Source organism: Bacillus sp. Marseille-P3661 (genome assembly GCF_900240995.1).
In the GTDB taxonomy this organism is placed as follows: Bacteria; Bacillota; Bacilli; order Bacillales; family Bacillaceae_J; genus OESV01.
Genome location: NZ_LT965954.1, coordinates 657,579 through 674,008 on the forward strand (window position 1 = coordinate 657,579; position 16,430 = coordinate 674,008).

Genomic DNA, 16,430 nt, shown 5'->3' on the forward strand with positions numbered 1-16,430 from the left:
TAATAATTTTGTTCTGTAAGTAAAATCCATTACTAGAAATTAATTTATTAGTGAAATACTAACGTTGGAAAATTATGAAGACAAATGAATGAACCCTATTTTAACAAATAAGGTTTTTGAGGATCAATCAGGAAATTTTTCACTTATTCTTATAAAGGTTCGGTATGTCCTTCAAAATATAAAGTCTTTCTATAAAAAAAAGATCAAGAGGATAATTACCTCTTGATCTCTTTTTTTTGATGACCCGTACGGGATTCGAACCCGTGTTACCGCCGTGAAAGGGCGGTGTCTTAACCGCTTGACCAACGGGCCATATTTATTACCTTCTGCTGGCGGAGAAGGAGGGATTTGAACCCTCGCGCCAGTTACCCGACCTACACCCTTAGCAGGGGCGCCTCTTCAGCCACTTGAGTACTTCTCCGAATGGCTCCACAGGCAGGATTCGAACCTGCGACCGATCGGTTAACAGCCGATAGCTCTACCACTGAGCTACTGTGGAAGAAAATGGGCCTGAATGGACTTGAACCATCGACCTCACGCTTATCAGGCGTGCGCTCTAACCAGCTGAGCTACAGGCCCATATTGTAAATGGAGCGGGTGATGGGAATCGAACCCACGACAACAGCTTGGAAGGCTGTAGTTTTACCACTAAACTACACCCGCATATAAATTATATGGCTGGGCTAGCTGGATTCGAACCAGCGCATGACGGAGTCAAAGTCCGTTGCCTTACCGCTTGGCTATAGCCCAACAAAGTAATTAATGGTGGCTCGAGACAGAATCGAACTGCCGACACGAGGATTTTCAGTCCTCTGCTCTACCGACTGAGCTATCGAGCCGTAATAATATGGCGGAGGAAGAGGGATTCGAACCCCCGCGCGGTTTAACCCGCCTGTCGGTTTTCAAGACCGATCCCTTCAGCCGGACTTGGGTATTCCTCCGCAATGAATAATTTAATAAAGTGGACCCTGCAGGACTCGAACCTGCGACCGATCGGTTATGAGCCGATAGCTCTAACCAGCTGAGCTAAGGGTCCATGCAATTATAAGTTTACATACTTTTATATTATAATAAGCTATAAAAATATGTTTTGTAATAGCGGCGGAGGGGATCGAACCCCCGACCTTACGGGTATGAACCGTACGCTCTAGCCAGCTGAGCTACACCGCCATAATAATTTATTAAAATAAGTGGAGCCTAGCGGGATCGAACCGCTGACCTCCTGCGTGCAAGGCAGGCGCTCTCCCAGCTGAGCTAAGGCCCCAAAGTAATTTACATGGTCGGGAAGACAGGATTCGAACCTGCGACCCCTTGGTCCCAAACCAAGTGCTCTACCAAGCTGAGCTACTTCCCGAAATGGCGCGCCCGACAGGAGTCGAACCCATAACCTTCTGATCCGTAGTCAGACGCTCTATCCAATTGAGCTACGGGCGCGCAACATTATTTAAATGGTGCCGAGGGCCGGACTTGAACCGGCACGATAGTCACCTACCGCAGGATTTTAAGTCCTGTGTGTCTGCCAATTCCACCACCCCGGCAGGACTTTTGGAGCGGAAGACGGGATTCGAACCCGCGACCCCCACCTTGGCAAGGTGGTGTTCTACCACTGAACTACTTCCGCGCTTGTACATGATGTACTGACTTCGACGTTGGTCACAGGACGTGACCGATCTTAGTCGGAGTTCCTTTGTTTTAAAGTGCGGGTGGAGGGACTTGAACCCCCACGCCATAGGCGCTAGATCCTAAGTCTAGTGCGTCTGCCAATTCCGCCACACCCGCAAATAATGGTGAGCCATGAAGGACTCGAACCTTCGACCCTCTGATTAAAAGTCAGATGCTCTACCGACTGAGCTAATGGCTCGTATCAAAGTACGATTATTAATTTTGTATTATGCCAATGTTTCTACTGCATCTACGACACCTCAATCTCATATCGTTTATTCATTGATGTTGTTAGATTGAGGTTCTGAAGCTTATTCAAGGATGCTTACTCGATCGTGCTCTACCGACTGAGCTAATGGCTCGTACATTTTTTAAGAAAGTGGTGCCGGCGAGAGGAATCGAACCCCCAACCTACTGATTACAAGTCAGTTGCTCTGCCAATTGAGCTACACCGGCATATATATGGCGGTTCCGACGGGGATCGAACCCGCGATCTCCTGCGTGACAGGCAGGCATGTTAACCACTACACCACGGAACCACATAACAATTGATATTTATAAATTGGTTGCGGGGACAGGATTTGAACCTGCGACCTTCGGGTTATGAGCCCGACGAGCTACCAGACTGCTCCACCCCGCGATAATAATATTAGAATAATTTTGTAGCTGCTATTAAATTTGGATAGAATCTGACTGTCTCTTTCTCTTCTCGTTAATTCATAGATGTTTATGTGTCGGGACAACTCGGAGATTATTCACGGATGTTTTGCTCGTTGCTCCACCCCGCGATAATAGAATTTTAATAAATGGTGGAGGATGACGGGATCGAACCGCCGACCCCCTGCTTGTAAGGCAGGTGCTCTCCCAGCTGAGCTAATCCTCCATATTTAATGCTTGGCAACGTCCTACTCTCACAGGGGGACAGCCCCCAACTACCATTGGCGCTGAAGAGCTTAACTTCCGTGTTCGGAATGGGAACGGGTGTGACCTCTTCGCTATCGTCACCAAACAATTTATCTAACCTGAGGTTGTTCCCTCAAAACTAGATAACAAGCATTCATATTCAACTGTAATTGTCCAGCTCCAGTGCCCAGCGACTAGTGAACTTCGCCCACCTCCCTACGATAAGTCAACATCGAATCGCTACCGCTCTTCGTGTTTCCTTTATCTCAGTCGATGTGCTTCAGTCCTTACGTCGCTTGACGGGCACTTCCGCTTTTCGTTTTGGTTAAGTCCTCGATCGATTAGTATTCGTCAGCTCCACATGTCGCCATGCTTCCACCTCGAACCTATCTACCTCATCATCTCTGAGGGATCTTACTTACTTAAAGTAATGGGAAATCTCATCTTGAGGGGGGCTTCATGCTTAGATGCTTTCAGCACTTATCCCGTCCACACATAGCTACCCAGCGATGCTCTTGGCAGAACAACTGGTACACCAGCGGTGTGTCCATCCCGGTCCTCTCGTACTAAGGACAGCTCCTCTCAAATTTCCGACGCCCACGACGGATAGGGACCGAACTGTCTCACGACGTTCTGAACCCAGCTCGCGTACCGCTTTAATGGGCGAACAGCCCAACCCTTGGGACCGACTACAGCCCCAGGATGCGATGAGCCGACATCGAGGTGCCAAACCTCCCCGTCGATGTGGACTCTTGGGGGAGATAAGCCTGTTATCCCCGGGGTAGCTTTTATCCGTTGAGCGATGGCCCTTCCATGCGGAACCACCGGATCACTAAGCCCGACTTTCGTCCCTGCTCGACTTGTAGGTCTCGCAGTCAAGCTCCCTTGTGCCTTTACACTCTACGAATGATTTCCAACCATTCTGAGGGAACCTTTGGGCGCCTCCGTTACTCTTTAGGAGGCGACCGCCCCAGTCAAACTGCCCACCTGACACTGTCTCCCGCCCCGATCAGGGGCGCGGGTTAGAATTTCAATACAGCCAGGGTAGTATCCCACCGATGCCTCCACCGAAGCTGGCGCTCCGGCTTCTCAGGCTCCTACCTATCCTGTACAAGCTGTACCAAAATTCAATATCAGGTTGCAGTAAAGCTCCACGGGGTCTTTCCGTCCTGTCGCGGGTAACCTGCATCTTCACAGGTACTATGATTTCACCGAGTCTCTCGTTGAGACAGTGCCCAAATCGTTACACCTTTCGTGCGGGTCAGAACTTACCTGACAAGGAATTTCGCTACCTTAGGACCGTTATAGTTACGGCCGCCGTTTACTGGGGCTTCGATTCAAAGCTTCTCCGAAAAGGATAACCTCTCCTCTTAACCTTCCAGCACCGGGCAGGTGTCAGCCCCTATACTTCGCCTTGCGGCTTCGCAGAGACCTGTGTTTTTGCTAAACAGTCGCTTGGGCCTATTCACTGCGGCTCTCTCGCGCTTGCACGCTATCAGAGCACCCCTTCTCCCGAAGTTACGGGGTCATTTTGCCGAGTTCCTTAACGAGAGTTCTCTCGCGCATCTTAGGATTCTCTCCTCGCCTACCTGTGTCGGTTTGCGGTACGGGCACCTTCTACCTCGCTAGAAGCTTTTCTTGGCAGTGTGGAATCAGGAACTTCGGTACTATATTTCCCTCGCCATCACAGCTCAGCTTATGTGGTAAGCGGATTTGCCTACTTACCAGCCTAACTGCTTGGACGCGCATATCCAACAGCGCGCTTACCCTATCCTCCTGCGTCCCTCCATTGCTCAAACGGTAAAGAGGTGGTACAGGAATATCAACCTGTTGGCCATCGCCTACGCCTTTCGGCCTCGGCTTAGGTCCCGACTAACCCTGAGCGGACGAGCCTTCCTCAGGAAACCTTAGGCTTTCGATGGACAAGATTCTCACTTGTCTTTTCGCTACTCACACCGGCATTCTCACTTCTAAGCGCTCCACTAGTCCTTCCGGTCTAGCTTCAAAGCCCTTAGAACGCTCCCCTACCACTGACACGTAAGTGTCAATCCACAGCTTCGGTGATACGTTTAGCCCCGTTACATTTTCGGCGCAGAGTCACTCGACCAGTGAGCTATTACGCACTCTTTAAATGGTGGCTGCTTCTAAGCCAACATCCTGGTTGTCTAAGCAACTCCACATCCTTTGCCACTTAACGTATACTTTGGGACCTTAGCTGGTGATCTGGGCTGTTTCCCTCTTGACCACGGACCTTATCACTCGTAGTCTGACTCCTAAGGATAAGTCTTTGGCATTCGGAGTTTGACTGAATTCGGTAACCCGATGGGGGCCCCTAGTCCAATCAGTGCTCTACCTCCAAGACTCTTACCTTAAGGCTAGCCCTAAAGCTATTTCGGGGAGAACCAGCTATCTCCAAGTTCGATTGGAATTTCTCCGCTACCCACACCTCATCCCCGCACTTTTCAACGTGCGTGGGTTCGGGCCTCCATCCAGTGTTACCTGGACTTCACCCTGGACATGGGTAGATCACCTGGTTTCGGGTCTACGACCACGTACTACAATCGCCCTATTCAGACTCGCTTTCGCTGCGGCTCCGTCTCTTCGACTTAACCTTGCACGGGATCGTAACTCGCCGGTTCATTCTACAAAAGGCACGCTGTCACCCATAAATGGGCTCCAACTACTTGTAGGCACACGGTTTCAGGATCTCTTTCACTCCCCTTCCGGGGTGCTTTTCACCTTTCCCTCACGGTACTGGTTCACTATCGGTCACTAGGGAGTATTTAGCCTTGGGAGATGGTCCTCCCAGCTTCCGACGGGATTTCACGTGTCCCGCCGTACTCAGGATCCACTCAAGAGAGAACGAAGTTTCAGCTACAGGGCTGTTACCTTCTTCGGCTGGTCTTTCCAAACCACTTCACCTACTTCGTTCCTTTGTAACTCCGTATAGAGTGTCCTACAACCCCAAGAGGCAAGCCTCTTGGTTTGGGCTTCTTCCGTTTCGCTCGCCGCTACTCAGGAAATCGCGTTTGCTTTCTCTTCCTCCGGGTACTTAGATGTTTCAGTTCCCCGGGTCTGCCTTCAGTACCCTATGTATTCAGGTACAGATCCTGTTCCATTACGAACAGTGGGTTTCCCCATTCGGAAATCTCCGGATCAAAGCTTACTTACAGCTCCCCGAAGCATATCGGTGTTAGTCCCGTCCTTCATCGGCTCCTAGTGCCAAGGCATTCACCGTGCGCCCTTATTCACTTAACCTAAGATGATCTTAATCATCAAGATTTTAATAAGAACTTTTCTACAGTAAATATGAATGTTATTGCTATCTAGTTTTCAAAGAACAATATAGAGAGAATGCTCTCTCAAAACTAAACAAAATGTCTAAGCGCGTCTTCGTAATTCTTCCTTAGAAAGGAGGTGATCCAGCCGCACCTTCCGATACGGCTACCTTGTTACGACTTCACCCCAATCATCTGTCCCACCTTAGGCGGCTGGCTCCAAAAGGTTACCCCACCGACTTCGGGTGTTACAAACTCTCGTGGTGTGACGGGCGGTGTGTACAAGGCCCGGGAACGTATTCACCGCGGCATGCTGATCCGCGATTACTAGCGATTCCAGCTTCATGTAGGCGAGTTGCAGCCTACAATCCGAACTGAGAATGGCTTTATGGGATTGGCTCAACCTCGCGGTCTCGCAACCCTTTGTACCATCCATTGTAGCACGTGTGTAGCCCAGGTCATAAGGGGCATGATGATTTGACGTCATCCCCACCTTCCTCCGGTTTGTCACCGGCAGTCTCCTTAGAGTGCCCAACTGAATGCTGGCAACTAAGGACAAGGGTTGCGCTCGTTGCGGGACTTAACCCAACATCTCACGACACGAGCTGACGACAACCATGCACCACCTGTCACTCTGTCCCCCGAAGGGGAACCTTCTATCTCTAGAAGTAGCAGAGGATGTCAAGACCTGGTAAGGTTCTTCGCGTTGCTTCGAATTAAACCACATGCTCCACCGCTTGTGCGGGCCCCCGTCAATTCCTTTGAGTTTCAGTCTTGCGACCGTACTCCCCAGGCGGAGTGCTTAATGCGTTAGCTGCAGCACTGAAGGGCGGAAACCCTCCAACACTTAGCACTCATCGTTTACGGCGTGGACTACCAGGGTATCTAATCCTGTTCGCTCCCCACGCTTTCGCGCCTCAGCGTCAGTTACAGACCAGAGAGTCGCCTTCGCCACTGGTGTTCCTCCACATCTCTACGCATTTCACCGCTACACGTGGAATTCCACTCTCCTCTTCTGCACTCAAGTTTCCCAGTTTCCAATGACCCTCCCCGGTTGAGCCGGGGGCTTTCACATCAGACTTAAGAAACCGCCTGCGCGCGCTTTACGCCCAATAATTCCGGACAACGCTTGCCACCTACGTATTACCGCGGCTGCTGGCACGTAGTTAGCCGTGGCTTTCTGGTTAGGTACCGTCAAGGTACCAGCAGTTAACTGGTACGTGTTCTTCCCTAACAACAGAGTTTTACGACCCGAAGGCCTTCATCGCTCACGCGGCGTTGCTCCGTCAGACTTTCGTCCATTGCGGAAGATTCCCTACTGCTGCCTCCCGTAGGAGTCTGGGCCGTGTCTCAGTCCCAGTGTGGCCGATCACCCTCTCAGGTCGGCTACGCATCGTCGCCTTGGTGAGCCGTTACCTCACCAACTAGCTAATGCGCCGCGGGCCCATCTGTAAGTGATAGCCGAAACCATCTTTTATTCTTAAACCATGTGGTTCAAGAGATTATCCGGTATTAGCTCCGGTTTCCCGAAGTTATCCCAGTCTTACAGGCAGGTTGCCCACGTGTTACTCACCCGTCCGCCGCTGAATCAGAGGAGCAAGCTCCTCGTCATCCGCTCGACTTGCATGTATTAGGCACGCCGCCAGCGTTCGTCCTGAGCCAGGATCAAACTCTCCGAAAAGGGTTTGATTGCTCAAACTAATATACTGACTTGGTTGTTGAACTAGAGTTCAACTTGTTTTGCACGCTTGACATTTTGTTTAGTTTTCAAAGAACATTTTTAGTGACAAGAATCATCTTATCACACCAATTCATAGAAGTCAATGCTTTATTTTACTTTTTTTATTAAGCTCGTCGGTCACACTTCGGACTCAACAAGAATAACTTTATCACTTGTTTTCGCGGAAGTCAACTTCTTTTTTATTTCAGAATATAAGTTGGTTTTTTTCAGCGACATTTTGTATCATACCACTTTATCAAATGAAATACAACAAGAAACAAAAAAATGTAAGTAATGAATGATAACTATTAACATAAGGCGCATGCTCCTGATTTCTCTTAAGATTAGTCAGTTGAAATAGCCTTGATTTGAAATAATAAAAAGAACAAGAATGAGATCTTGTTCTTAAAATTTTATTCCTATTTCGTCCACTGGCCAATATCTTAAGTTCACTTCCCCTACAATCCTATCTATATCTACAAATCCAAAGAAACGGCTATCTAAACTTTCTCTTCGATTGTCCCCGAGTACAAAAATATGGCCCTCTGGGACAACATCATGTCCAGTAAGATGGGGTAAATCAAAATTTCCAGTAAGGTTCTCATCTAAATTGGTTTTATACTTTTCTAAATACGGTTCTTTATAGGGCTCTCCATTTATATAGAGGACATCATCAGCGTATTCTATTTTATCTCCAGGCAATCCGATAATTCTTTTTACATAATCATCTTCCTTCGTCGCATGAAAAACAATGACATCAAACCTTTCTAACTTACCAACTTCATAGCCGATTTTATTAATAATTAATAAATTCCCATCTTCTAACGTTGGCATCATTGATTCACCATCGACGATATAGCTAGAAAAGAAAAACGATCTAAAAAACACCGCTAGAACAATAGCTATACCTATTGTTTTTAACCATTCCACACCCTCATTACTTTTCAGTTGATTCATGCCCACTCCCCCATCTAGATATATCCATATTTTATCAATGAGTTTTGGACGTGTAAATCAACAAGCTCAAAAAGTAAATGAATGAGAAACAAACTTTTTAATTCAAATAAACTGTAAAACTGTGAAAGGAGTTCACCCTTTCTGAATTCTAATTTCAATCTTTTTACCAATAATCCATAATAAGAATATTAATATTAAAACAATAACAGTTTTTAAAGGTTCTTCTATTAATGATCGAACATCATAGCCGATAAACGAAATAGTGAAAATCATAATTAATTTACCAAGCAATACCGCTAACATAAACTGATAAATACTCACCCTCGATAATCCTGCAACAATATTGATTACAGATGATGGTGAGAAAGGAAAACATAATAATAGAAACAAAAAACCAAAACCATGACGTTCAACCCAATTCATTAGTTTTCTAACTTGCGCATGCTTAGCTAAAAATCGAAAAAATCTCCTCTGTCCAAGTCTCCTTGTAATAAAAAACACTAGAAGTGCACCTAACGTTGCTCCTATCCATGAAAGTAAAAAACCCTTCCAAAGACCAAATGCTGCAGCATTTGCCATTACAAACAGAAATAATGGAAGTATAGGTATAAACGCTTCTAACATAGGTAGTAAAATTCCGGGAATTGGACCTAATGCTGCATAATCATTAAGCAGATGTAATATATTTTCGATCGTAAAAAAGTCTTTAAAATCTTGTAAGTCCATCCACGATACTCCCTTATACCCTAATATAACTCTTCTTACTTTCCCCAATAAAAATGATACTACACTATTTTTGTTTTACGAAAACATAAAGTACAAGCAAATTAAATAATATTAATGCTTGCTTTTATTGGTGCTTTTAATTAAAATAAAACCAAACAGATGTTCTTATTTAAGAGGTGATAAAGTTGGACAATATTAGTGATGAGGAGCGCAATATATTTGAAATGTCCATTTTTCTGCCTATGGTATTAACTATTCTAAACAAAGACCTTTTATTAATTAAACAAGGAGAATTCAAATTAAAAAAACCATATATCCATTTAATCGAAAGAACAATTACCAAGGTTCACAAAGATTTAAAAGCGGTAAAACTTAAAATGCAAAAAAAACAGATGAAAGTCTTTCACGAAGACAAGGACAATGTATTTTCATGCTACCTATTCGTGTATAAAGGATATGAGGAAAAACATAATTATTTTAATCCACGAATTAAAAATAAAGTGGAATTATTATTACTAGAATATTTAACACATAGTGAAGTTAAGGATTAATTTCTAAACTAAGTCTAATTCCTTTTGAGGATACTTTCTAATCTTTTGCTGATTCCAAATTAATCGTTTTGATAAAATAAACCTAAATTGAGCAGTTTTATTTAATTGGTTCTCGAAAGAGCCTTTTGAAACATTCAATATAATAGATTGATGGTTGGTAAAGGTGATTATAGTTTTTTCAGGAGCTACCGTATGATAGTTTAGTATGTAAGAGTGGGCAATCCACGCACAGGTGTCTTTATATGGAGATACGGTTGGAAACATATAGATTTCATTAGTTGGATCTATAGCAATGGGTGGTTTATAAGTAATTCCAGTTAATTCACGAGTCCCTTCCAACCTTCCTTTCAAACTTGAACCAAAGTATTTACAACTTCTATCTATTATGGTAGTTGGTTTCAAGTTAATGATAAATTCACCTTCTACTTCTAGTATCCTAGAATACGCCGGCGTTTCGTTGCTTAACTTTTCTCCGATAACTGCCATTGTGTAAGGAGTTACTTCAAATTCAATACTGGGATCGAAATAATATTCGCCTTTCACTAGCCCATCACCCCATTATAAGTATATATCGTTAGAACAATATGATGTGATAAATTCTTGTAGTTATGCACTAAAATGATGATAACACGGAATATACTTTATTTCTATAAATCACTGACTGTAATAAATGAATAATGAGTGACAATCGTCACTCATTAGAGATTATTGTATTCTTGTTTTAATTCCTCTTCTGCAAGATACTCATTTGCTTGCTCGATTATATGATGCTCATCAACTGATTCACCTTCTATATAATCTTTCCCTGAAGGATTAAATATGTCAGTATCCACTCCTAGTGTAAATTCAGGATTCAATGCTGTACTGTTAGCAATTTCAGAGGTACCCAGTGGCGTTGTGCTTTTTTTCTTTGGCATGCTCTTGCCTCCTTAGCAATTTATTTCCAATATTAGATTCCCCCTTATGACCAAAATAATCCATAAATTTTAATAAAATATAGACGTACTCATTACTATGATAAATAATTTATATGTAATAAAGATAATATAAATAAGGGTGATATTATGTGGCCATGGAAAAAAAGCAATAACACTACCGATACCAAAAATACTACTCCTGATATCATAAGTACTGATCTGAATTCAGTGAAGGAAGCAATCAGGGCATTTGCAAACGATGCACCAACAGGCGTCACAACCAAAGTGCTTGTTAAGCATGATCATACAATTGACTTTGAATTATTAGTCCCATACTTAAAGGGCCTTCCTGAAAAGGATTATTACATGTCAAAAGAAACTTACGAAGTTTTTGAAGAAAACGAAAAGGATATACCTAAATACTTAGATTTAGTTCAAGCAGCAGTTGATGCATTTGTTAATATGCATCAACAGACACCCAAAATCCCTGGTGACCCTTATCATAAAGTTAGTTATTTATTACTCGAAAACAACGGCCTGATTCACGAAAGACCACCTATCGATTTTTATCTTACTGATTCAGAAAATTTAATTACACATAAAAAACCAGAGTAATTTACTAAATTACTCTGGTTTTTTATGTAGGTGGGATCTTCCTGCCTGTTATGCGGGAGATAAAAAATTTGTTAGCTAATTTTCAGAAATTTTTGAAAAAGTGTTGATAAAATACTTTTACACTAATATAATAATAAAAAGAGAATCAGGGGTGATCAGAAACATGAAAAATAAAAAGTCATACACTGAACAAATGAAAGCTCGTGTTACGGAATTAAATAGAAACGAAACGAATTTTGTCCTTAATACGTATATTCAGATGATTATTGACGAATCTTTATTTAATCATGAAAAAGCTTTATTACAAAAACAAATTGATAATGCCCTAGATTTAAAGGACCGCGAACTATTTTCAGAACTATCTGAACAATATAATAAACTTTTAAGTATATCTACTTAAGAGGGAACACAATGTTCCCTTTTTTTCTTGTTTCAACAAGCTCACAAGATTAGCATATGTCACGCTTTTCCATATAGAACTATTATTAGGTATTTTCTCGAAGTCAATTATAATTAGAAAACCTTCTGTCCGCTAACAGAAGGTGACAATAAGTATTCTTGAGAATAGACGTAACAATATAAATACTTAAGAAGTAAATTGAGCTGCTTCTGTAGAGCCTTTCAAAGCGGTAGTTGAAGACGTGCCACCGGAAACAATTTGTGATACTTCATCGTAGTAACCAGTTCCTACCTCACGTTGATGCTTAGTAGCCGTATAACCATCTTCCTCTGCAGCAAATTCAGCTTGTTGTAAGCTAGAATACGCAGCCATTCCTCGTTCTTTATAACCTTTTGCTAAAGTGAACATACTATGGTTAAGAGCATGGAACCCCGCAAGAGTAACGAACTGGAATTTGTAGCCCATCTTACCAAGTTCTTTTTGGAATTTTGCAATTGTTTCATCGTCTAACTTTTTCTTCCAGTTAAACGATGGCGAACAATTATATGCGAGAATTTTTTCTGGATACTTAGCATGTATAGCGTCCGCAAATGCCTGCGCTTGCTCCAAATCAGGTGTGGAGGTTTCACACCAAATCAAATCTGCATAAGGTGCATAAGCTAAACCACTCGAGATCGCTTGTGCTAGGCCTGGTGTAGTACGGTAGAAACCTTCAAGTGTTCTCTCACCAGTTAGAAACGGCTTATCATTGTCATCAATGTCACTAGTTATCATGTCTGCTGCATCCGCATCAGTACGTGCAATAATTACCGTAGGAACACCCATAACATCAGCAGCAAGTCTTGCTGCAATTAAATTCCTTACAGCAGTTTGGGTTGGGAGTAGTACTTTACCTCCCAAATGGCCACATTTTTTCTCTGATGATAATTGATCTTCAAAGTGAACTCCGGCAGCACCCGCTTCAATCATGCCTTTCATTAGCTCAAAAACATTTAGTGCGCCGCCAAACCCTGCTTCTGCATCTGCTACAATTGGGGCAAACCAATGGACATCCCCTTGCCCTTCAGTTGTTTGAATTTGGTCTGCACGTTGAAGTGCTTGGTTGATTCTTTTAACAACTACAGGTACTGAGTTTGCTGGATATAAGCTTTGATCAGGGTACATATGTCCAGCAAGGTTAGCATCTGCTGCAACTTGCCAACCACTTAAATATATAGCTTTAAGACCAGCTTTCACTTGCTGAACTGCTTGATTTCCTGTAAGAGCTCCAAGTGCATTAATGTAATCTTCCTCTTTAATTAATTTCCAAAGACGCTCTGCTCCTAATCGAGCTAATGTATATTCAATATCAATAGAGCCGCGAAGGCGTAGAACATCCTCAGCTGAATATGGCCTTTTTATACCGTTCCAACGTTCTACAATTTTCCAACTTTCTTCTAACCTTGAGATTCTTTCATGTACTGTCATCCCCAAATTCCCCTCTCATTTGTTAACTTTTTTTAATTACGGTAATAATTGATAGCCCGGTAATGTTAGAAAATCTTCAAATTCAGAACAAAGTGTCAGTTTCTCAAAAAGAGCTGCTGCTTCTAAATATTTTCCTTTCTCGAATCGTTCTGTACCGACATCATTTCTCATTTGTTCTAACTCTTCTTCCTTTATTCTTCGAAACATTTCAACCGTAATCTTTCGACCATCCTTTAAGACCCCCTTAGGATGTCGTATCCATTGCCACAACTGTCCTCTAGAAATTTCCGCAGTTGCGGCATCTTCCATCAAATTATTAATTGGCGCGGCTCCTTGCCCCATTAACCATGATTCTATATATTGAATTCCAACATTTATATTAGTACGAACCCCCTGTTCGGTAATCGCTCCCGTGGGTACTTCAACTAACTCTATAGCAGTAACATGAACATCTTCGCGTTTCCGGTCTATTTGATTGGCTTGCTGCATCACTTTGTTAAACACATCTAATGCAACCGGTACTAGCCCAGGGTGCGCTACCCATGTACCATCGTGACCATCATTTACCTCACGCTCTTTATCAGCCTTTACCTTAGCAAAAGCTTCTTCATTAGCTAAAGGATTATTCTTTACTGGAATTTGAGCGGCCATCCCCCCTATGGCATGCGCATTGCGACGATGACACGTTTGTATTGTTAACAATGAATAGGCTCGCATAAATGGAACAGTCATTGTTACTAAAGCCCGGTCTGGCAAAATTATATGTTGGTGGTTTCTAAATTTTTTAATATAACTGAAAATATAATCCCATCGTCCGCAATTCAATCCAGCTGAATGTTCACGGAGCTCATATAAAATCTCATCCATTTCATATGAAGCAAGTATTGTTTCAATTAAAACAGTTGCTTTTATCGTTCCCTGAGGGATCATTAATTCATTTTGAGCAAATACAAAGACATCATTCCAAAGACGTGCTTCTAGATGTGATTCCATCTTTGGTAAATAGAAGTAAGGGCCGCTGCCATTCTCTATTAACCGTTTACCATTGTGAAAAAAATATAAACCGAAGTCAAAAAGACTAGCTGATATTGGTTTACCATTTACAACTACGTGTTTTTCTAAAAGATGCCATCCCCTTGGCCTTACAACAAGTGTTGCAATTTCCTTATTTAGCTTATAAATTTTTCCATTAGGATTTACAAATTCAATTGTTCGATTAACTGCATCTCGTAAATTAATTTGTCCTTGAATACAGTTATCCCACGTCGGCGAATTTGCATCTTCAAAGTCAGCCATAAATACTTTTGCACCTGAATTTAACGCATTTATGATCATTTTTCGTTCAACAGGTCCTGTGATCTCAACCCTTCGATCTAGTAAATCATGTGGTAACGGTGCAATTGTCCAATTTCCATTCCTAATATGATCTGTTTCAGGTAGAAAATCTGGCATTCTACCATTATCAATTTCTACTTGCTTAAGCTTTCTCATTTCTAAAAGCTCTTCTCTTCGTGTCCCAAAATTCCGGACTAGTTTTTCAATAAAAGACAGTGCTGCTGGAGTAAGAATTTCTCCATACTCTTGTGTTACCTGGCCAATTACTTTAATCCCCGAAATTTGAATATCCATTTCATCCCCACTCCCCTCTTAAGTAAATCAATATCAATATGTTATAATACAGAAACACTAACTTCTTAATGTATTATATAACAGTGTTTCTAAAAACGAAACCCCTTTTTTGGAAAATTTTATAAATTTACCAAAAAGGGGCATTTTAAATAGTATTTAATTAGTTACGTTTGTCTCATAGTTCTCAATGAACAATAATCTTTCAAGCATTGTTGGATGCCCATATCGCAACCATTTAACTAAAAGCGGTGGATTTACTTCGCTTAATCCTGCGATAGTAAGTTTCTGAAATGCACCGATGGCAGCTTCTTTATCTTCTGTCATTTCAATCGCATAAATATCTGCAGAATGTTCTTGATACCTTGAAATCGCATTTGTAAATGGACTCGAAGCAAATGTCAGCATGGATATAATCAATAGTATCAATGGTAAACTCGCATAGTCTTGAACACCCTTGATTTTAAGGGCTTCCCCCCATTTTCGTAAAACTCCATCTAAAATTTTAGCTGTCAAAAATAAACCAACAAATGAAACAGCAAGGTATACAACAATACCTACGTATATATGCTTTTTCACATAATGGGCTATCTCATGTGCCATGATAAATAAGACTTCTTCATCCTCAAGCTTATTAAGTGTTGTATCCCAAAGGACGATCCTTGAATTTGAACCCACACCTGTAACATATGCATTTAGCGCATTTGTTTTTTCTGACATATTCACTTCATATACATGCTCAGTTGGAACACCAGCCGAGTTTGCTAAAGTTAATATTTTTTCCTCTAGTTGTTTATCTTTTAATGGATAAAAGTCATTATATAGCGGATCAATTAGTACAGGTTGAATAAACATTACAAAAATGGAAAAAGGCACCGATAATAACCACGCATATAACCACCAACGTTTACCCATCTTTTTAATTAAAGCATAAATCACAATTGTAATGAGCGTAATAAACAAGTAATCTATCCAAAAGTCGATAAATAAATCCTTCATCCAAATTGAAAATGTAGAAGTTGTAATTCCATATGATTTTGAGATTTCATATCGTATGTAGCTTATTGGAAACATAACAATGAATGTCAAAATAGACAACCAAAATACATATATAGCGTTTTGAATCCATGTGAATTTTGTTATCGCTATGGACCAATTTCGAAACATGGATGATAGTCCAAACGCTAATATGGTGAGATATAAGAGCCAATCAAAAGGTAGCAATAGAAAGAAGATAATATGCTTTATTTTTGAATATTCGTAGGTCAACTCCATTTCACGTTCATTCATAAACGTCTCAGGGTCAGCTGCAGAACCTTGAAAGAATTCAGGTAAATTTGAAGACTGTATGCCTAACAAGAAATACCCAACAATTAAAATTACATAGATACCATATAGAAGGAACAGCCACTTCATAAACCTCTTCAAGATATACCATCTCCTTTGTACAACCTTTATTTACCATTTTAGCTATAAATAATTGTTTTAGAACTATTTTACCCAAAGATATAAATCAACCTGCTTCGTGAATAGCAAAGACCACTAGTTTGCCAATACTAGCACAAACTTGAAGATTAATTTTCATTATATTAAAATAAACAACTCCAG

The 16,430-nt window shown here is 41.8% G+C and carries 10 protein-coding genes, 21 tRNA genes and 3 rRNA genes; 3 read left to right on the plus strand and 31 right to left on the minus strand.

All coding sequences use genetic code 11. The features are described from left to right. Positions 1-240: 240 nt before the first annotated feature. The 26 genes from C1724_RS14225 to C1724_RS14350 all read right to left on the minus strand — a co-directional run bounded on the left by C1724_RS14225 (position 241) and on the right by C1724_RS14350 (position 9,246). Positions 241-312, minus strand: a tRNA-Glu gene (locus tag C1724_RS14225). Positions 313-330: 18 nt separating this feature from the next. Further along, positions 331-421, minus strand: a tRNA-Ser gene (locus tag C1724_RS14230). Between the two features lie 3 nt (positions 422-424). Continuing rightward, positions 425-499 (minus strand) — tRNA-Asn (locus tag C1724_RS14235). Positions 500-505: 6 nt separating this feature from the next. Then, positions 506-579 (minus strand) — tRNA-Ile (locus C1724_RS14240). A 10-nt stretch (positions 580-589) separates the two neighbouring features. After that, a tRNA-Gly gene (locus C1724_RS14245) sits at positions 590-663 on the minus strand. Between the two features lie 12 nt (positions 664-675). Next, a tRNA-Gln gene (locus C1724_RS14250) sits at positions 676-750 on the minus strand. Positions 751-763: 13 nt separating this feature from the next. Then, positions 764-839, minus strand: a tRNA-Phe gene (locus C1724_RS14255). Between the two features lie 9 nt (positions 840-848). Next, positions 849-941, minus strand: a tRNA-Ser gene (locus tag C1724_RS14260). Between the two features lie 21 nt (positions 942-962). After that, positions 963-1,036 (minus strand) — tRNA-Ile (locus C1724_RS14265). Between the two features lie 60 nt (positions 1,037-1,096). Beyond that, positions 1,097-1,170, minus strand: a tRNA-Met gene (locus C1724_RS14270). 21 nt (positions 1,171-1,191) lie between these two features. Continuing rightward, a tRNA-Ala gene (locus tag C1724_RS14275) sits at positions 1,192-1,264 on the minus strand. Between the two features lie 13 nt (positions 1,265-1,277). Further along, positions 1,278-1,354: transfer RNA gene (locus C1724_RS14280), tRNA-Pro, on the minus strand. Between the two features lie 3 nt (positions 1,355-1,357). Next, positions 1,358-1,434, minus strand: a tRNA-Arg gene (locus C1724_RS14285). A gap of 15 nt (positions 1,435-1,449) precedes the next feature. Continuing rightward, positions 1,450-1,538, minus strand: a tRNA-Leu gene (locus tag C1724_RS14290). Positions 1,539-1,546: 8 nt separating this feature from the next. Then, positions 1,547-1,621: transfer RNA gene (locus C1724_RS14295), tRNA-Gly, on the minus strand. 77 nt (positions 1,622-1,698) lie between these two features. Next, positions 1,699-1,779: transfer RNA gene (locus C1724_RS14300), tRNA-Leu, on the minus strand. 6 nt (positions 1,780-1,785) lie between these two features. Beyond that, positions 1,786-1,861: transfer RNA gene (locus tag C1724_RS14305), tRNA-Lys, on the minus strand. 181 nt (positions 1,862-2,042) lie between these two features. After that, positions 2,043-2,118: transfer RNA gene (locus tag C1724_RS14310), tRNA-Thr, on the minus strand. A gap of 7 nt (positions 2,119-2,125) precedes the next feature. Then, positions 2,126-2,201, minus strand: a tRNA-Asp gene (locus C1724_RS14315). A 24-nt stretch (positions 2,202-2,225) separates the two neighbouring features. Further along, positions 2,226-2,302 (minus strand) — tRNA-Met (locus C1724_RS14320). A gap of 167 nt (positions 2,303-2,469) precedes the next feature. Next, positions 2,470-2,545, minus strand: a tRNA-Val gene (locus C1724_RS14325). 9 nt (positions 2,546-2,554) lie between these two features. After that, a 5S ribosomal RNA gene (rrf, locus tag C1724_RS14330) occupies positions 2,555-2,671 on the minus strand. 215 nt (positions 2,672-2,886) lie between these two features. Next, a 23S ribosomal RNA gene (locus C1724_RS14335) occupies positions 2,887-5,823 on the minus strand. Positions 5,824-5,975: 152 nt separating this feature from the next. Beyond that, positions 5,976-7,524: ribosomal RNA gene (locus C1724_RS14340) — 16S ribosomal RNA — on the minus strand. Together the 16S, 23S and 5S rRNA genes with 21 tRNA genes alongside form the textbook arrangement of a ribosomal RNA operon. A gap of 444 nt (positions 7,525-7,968) precedes the next feature. After that, entirely contained in the window at positions 7,969-8,520 is a 552-nt protein-coding gene (gene lepB, locus C1724_RS14345; RefSeq protein WP_102347414.1) for a signal peptidase I, read from the minus strand. Between the two features lie 132 nt (positions 8,521-8,652). After that, positions 8,653-9,246 (minus strand): TVP38/TMEM64 family protein, encoded by a 594-nt coding sequence (locus C1724_RS14350; protein ID WP_102347415.1) that lies wholly within the window; start codon positions 9,244-9,246, stop codon positions 8,653-8,655. Positions 9,247-9,431: 185 nt separating this feature from the next. Between C1724_RS14350 and C1724_RS14355 the strand changes: the two genes are divergently transcribed. Then, positions 9,432-9,797, plus strand: a complete 366-nt coding sequence (locus tag C1724_RS14355; protein ID WP_102347416.1) for a hypothetical protein — start codon at positions 9,432-9,434, stop codon at positions 9,795-9,797. A gap of 3 nt (positions 9,798-9,800) precedes the next feature. On the opposite strand, the gene C1724_RS14360 is transcribed toward C1724_RS14355, so the two are convergent. Together C1724_RS14360 and C1724_RS14365 are read right to left on the minus strand one after the other, a co-directional pair. Then, positions 9,801-10,340, minus strand: a complete 540-nt coding sequence (locus tag C1724_RS14360; protein ID WP_258000401.1) for a competence protein ComK — start codon at positions 10,338-10,340, stop codon at positions 9,801-9,803. 155 nt (positions 10,341-10,495) lie between these two features. Further along, positions 10,496-10,714 (minus strand): hypothetical protein, encoded by a 219-nt coding sequence (locus C1724_RS14365; RefSeq protein ID WP_102347417.1) that lies wholly within the window; start codon positions 10,712-10,714, stop codon positions 10,496-10,498. Positions 10,715-10,861: 147 nt separating this feature from the next. On the opposite strand from C1724_RS14365, the gene C1724_RS14370 reads away from it, so the two are divergent. After that, positions 10,862-11,329 (plus strand): DUF3939 domain-containing protein, encoded by a 468-nt coding sequence (locus C1724_RS14370; RefSeq protein WP_102347418.1) that lies wholly within the window; start codon positions 10,862-10,864, stop codon positions 11,327-11,329. Between the two features lie 163 nt (positions 11,330-11,492). Next, positions 11,493-11,729 (plus strand): IDEAL domain-containing protein, encoded by a 237-nt coding sequence (locus C1724_RS14375; RefSeq protein ID WP_102347419.1) that lies wholly within the window; start codon positions 11,493-11,495, stop codon positions 11,727-11,729. 186 nt (positions 11,730-11,915) lie between these two features. On the opposite strand, the gene aceA is transcribed toward C1724_RS14375, so the two are convergent. From aceA to C1724_RS14390, 3 genes are all read right to left on the minus strand, one after another. Continuing rightward, positions 11,916-13,196, minus strand: a complete 1,281-nt coding sequence (gene aceA, locus C1724_RS14380) for an isocitrate lyase (protein WP_102347420.1) — start codon at positions 13,194-13,196, stop codon at positions 11,916-11,918. 36 nt (positions 13,197-13,232) lie between these two features. Further along, positions 13,233-14,825 (minus strand): malate synthase A, encoded by a 1,593-nt coding sequence (aceB, locus tag C1724_RS14385; RefSeq protein ID WP_102347421.1) that lies wholly within the window; start codon positions 14,823-14,825, stop codon positions 13,233-13,235. Positions 14,826-14,981: 156 nt separating this feature from the next. Then, a complete protein-coding gene (locus tag C1724_RS14390; RefSeq protein WP_180994281.1) occupies positions 14,982-16,250 on the minus strand; it encodes a M48 family metallopeptidase in 1,269 nt (422 codons plus the stop codon). Positions 16,251-16,430: the final 180 nt, after the last annotated feature.

Excerpts from the sequence above, each read along its gene's own strand:
- lepB (WP_102347414.1), bottom strand. The coding sequence starts at position 8,520 with ATGAATCAACTGAAAAGTAATGAGGGTGTGGAATGGTTAAAAACAATA.
- C1724_RS14350 (WP_102347415.1), bottom strand. The coding sequence starts at position 9,246 with ATGGACTTACAAGATTTTAAAGACTTTTTTACGATCGAAAATATATTA.
- C1724_RS14365 (WP_102347417.1), bottom strand. The coding sequence starts at position 10,714 with ATGCCAAAGAAAAAAAGCACAACGCCACTGGGTACCTCTGAAATTGCT.
- C1724_RS14370 (WP_102347418.1), top strand. The coding sequence starts at position 10,862 with ATGTGGCCATGGAAAAAAAGCAATAACACTACCGATACCAAAAATACT.
- C1724_RS14375 (WP_102347419.1), top strand. The coding sequence starts at position 11,493 with ATGAAAAATAAAAAGTCATACACTGAACAAATGAAAGCTCGTGTTACG.
- aceA (WP_102347420.1), bottom strand. The coding sequence starts at position 13,196 with ATGACAGTACATGAAAGAATCTCAAGGTTAGAAGAAAGTTGGAAAATT.
- aceB (WP_102347421.1), bottom strand. The coding sequence starts at position 14,825 with ATGGATATTCAAATTTCGGGGATTAAAGTAATTGGCCAGGTAACACAA.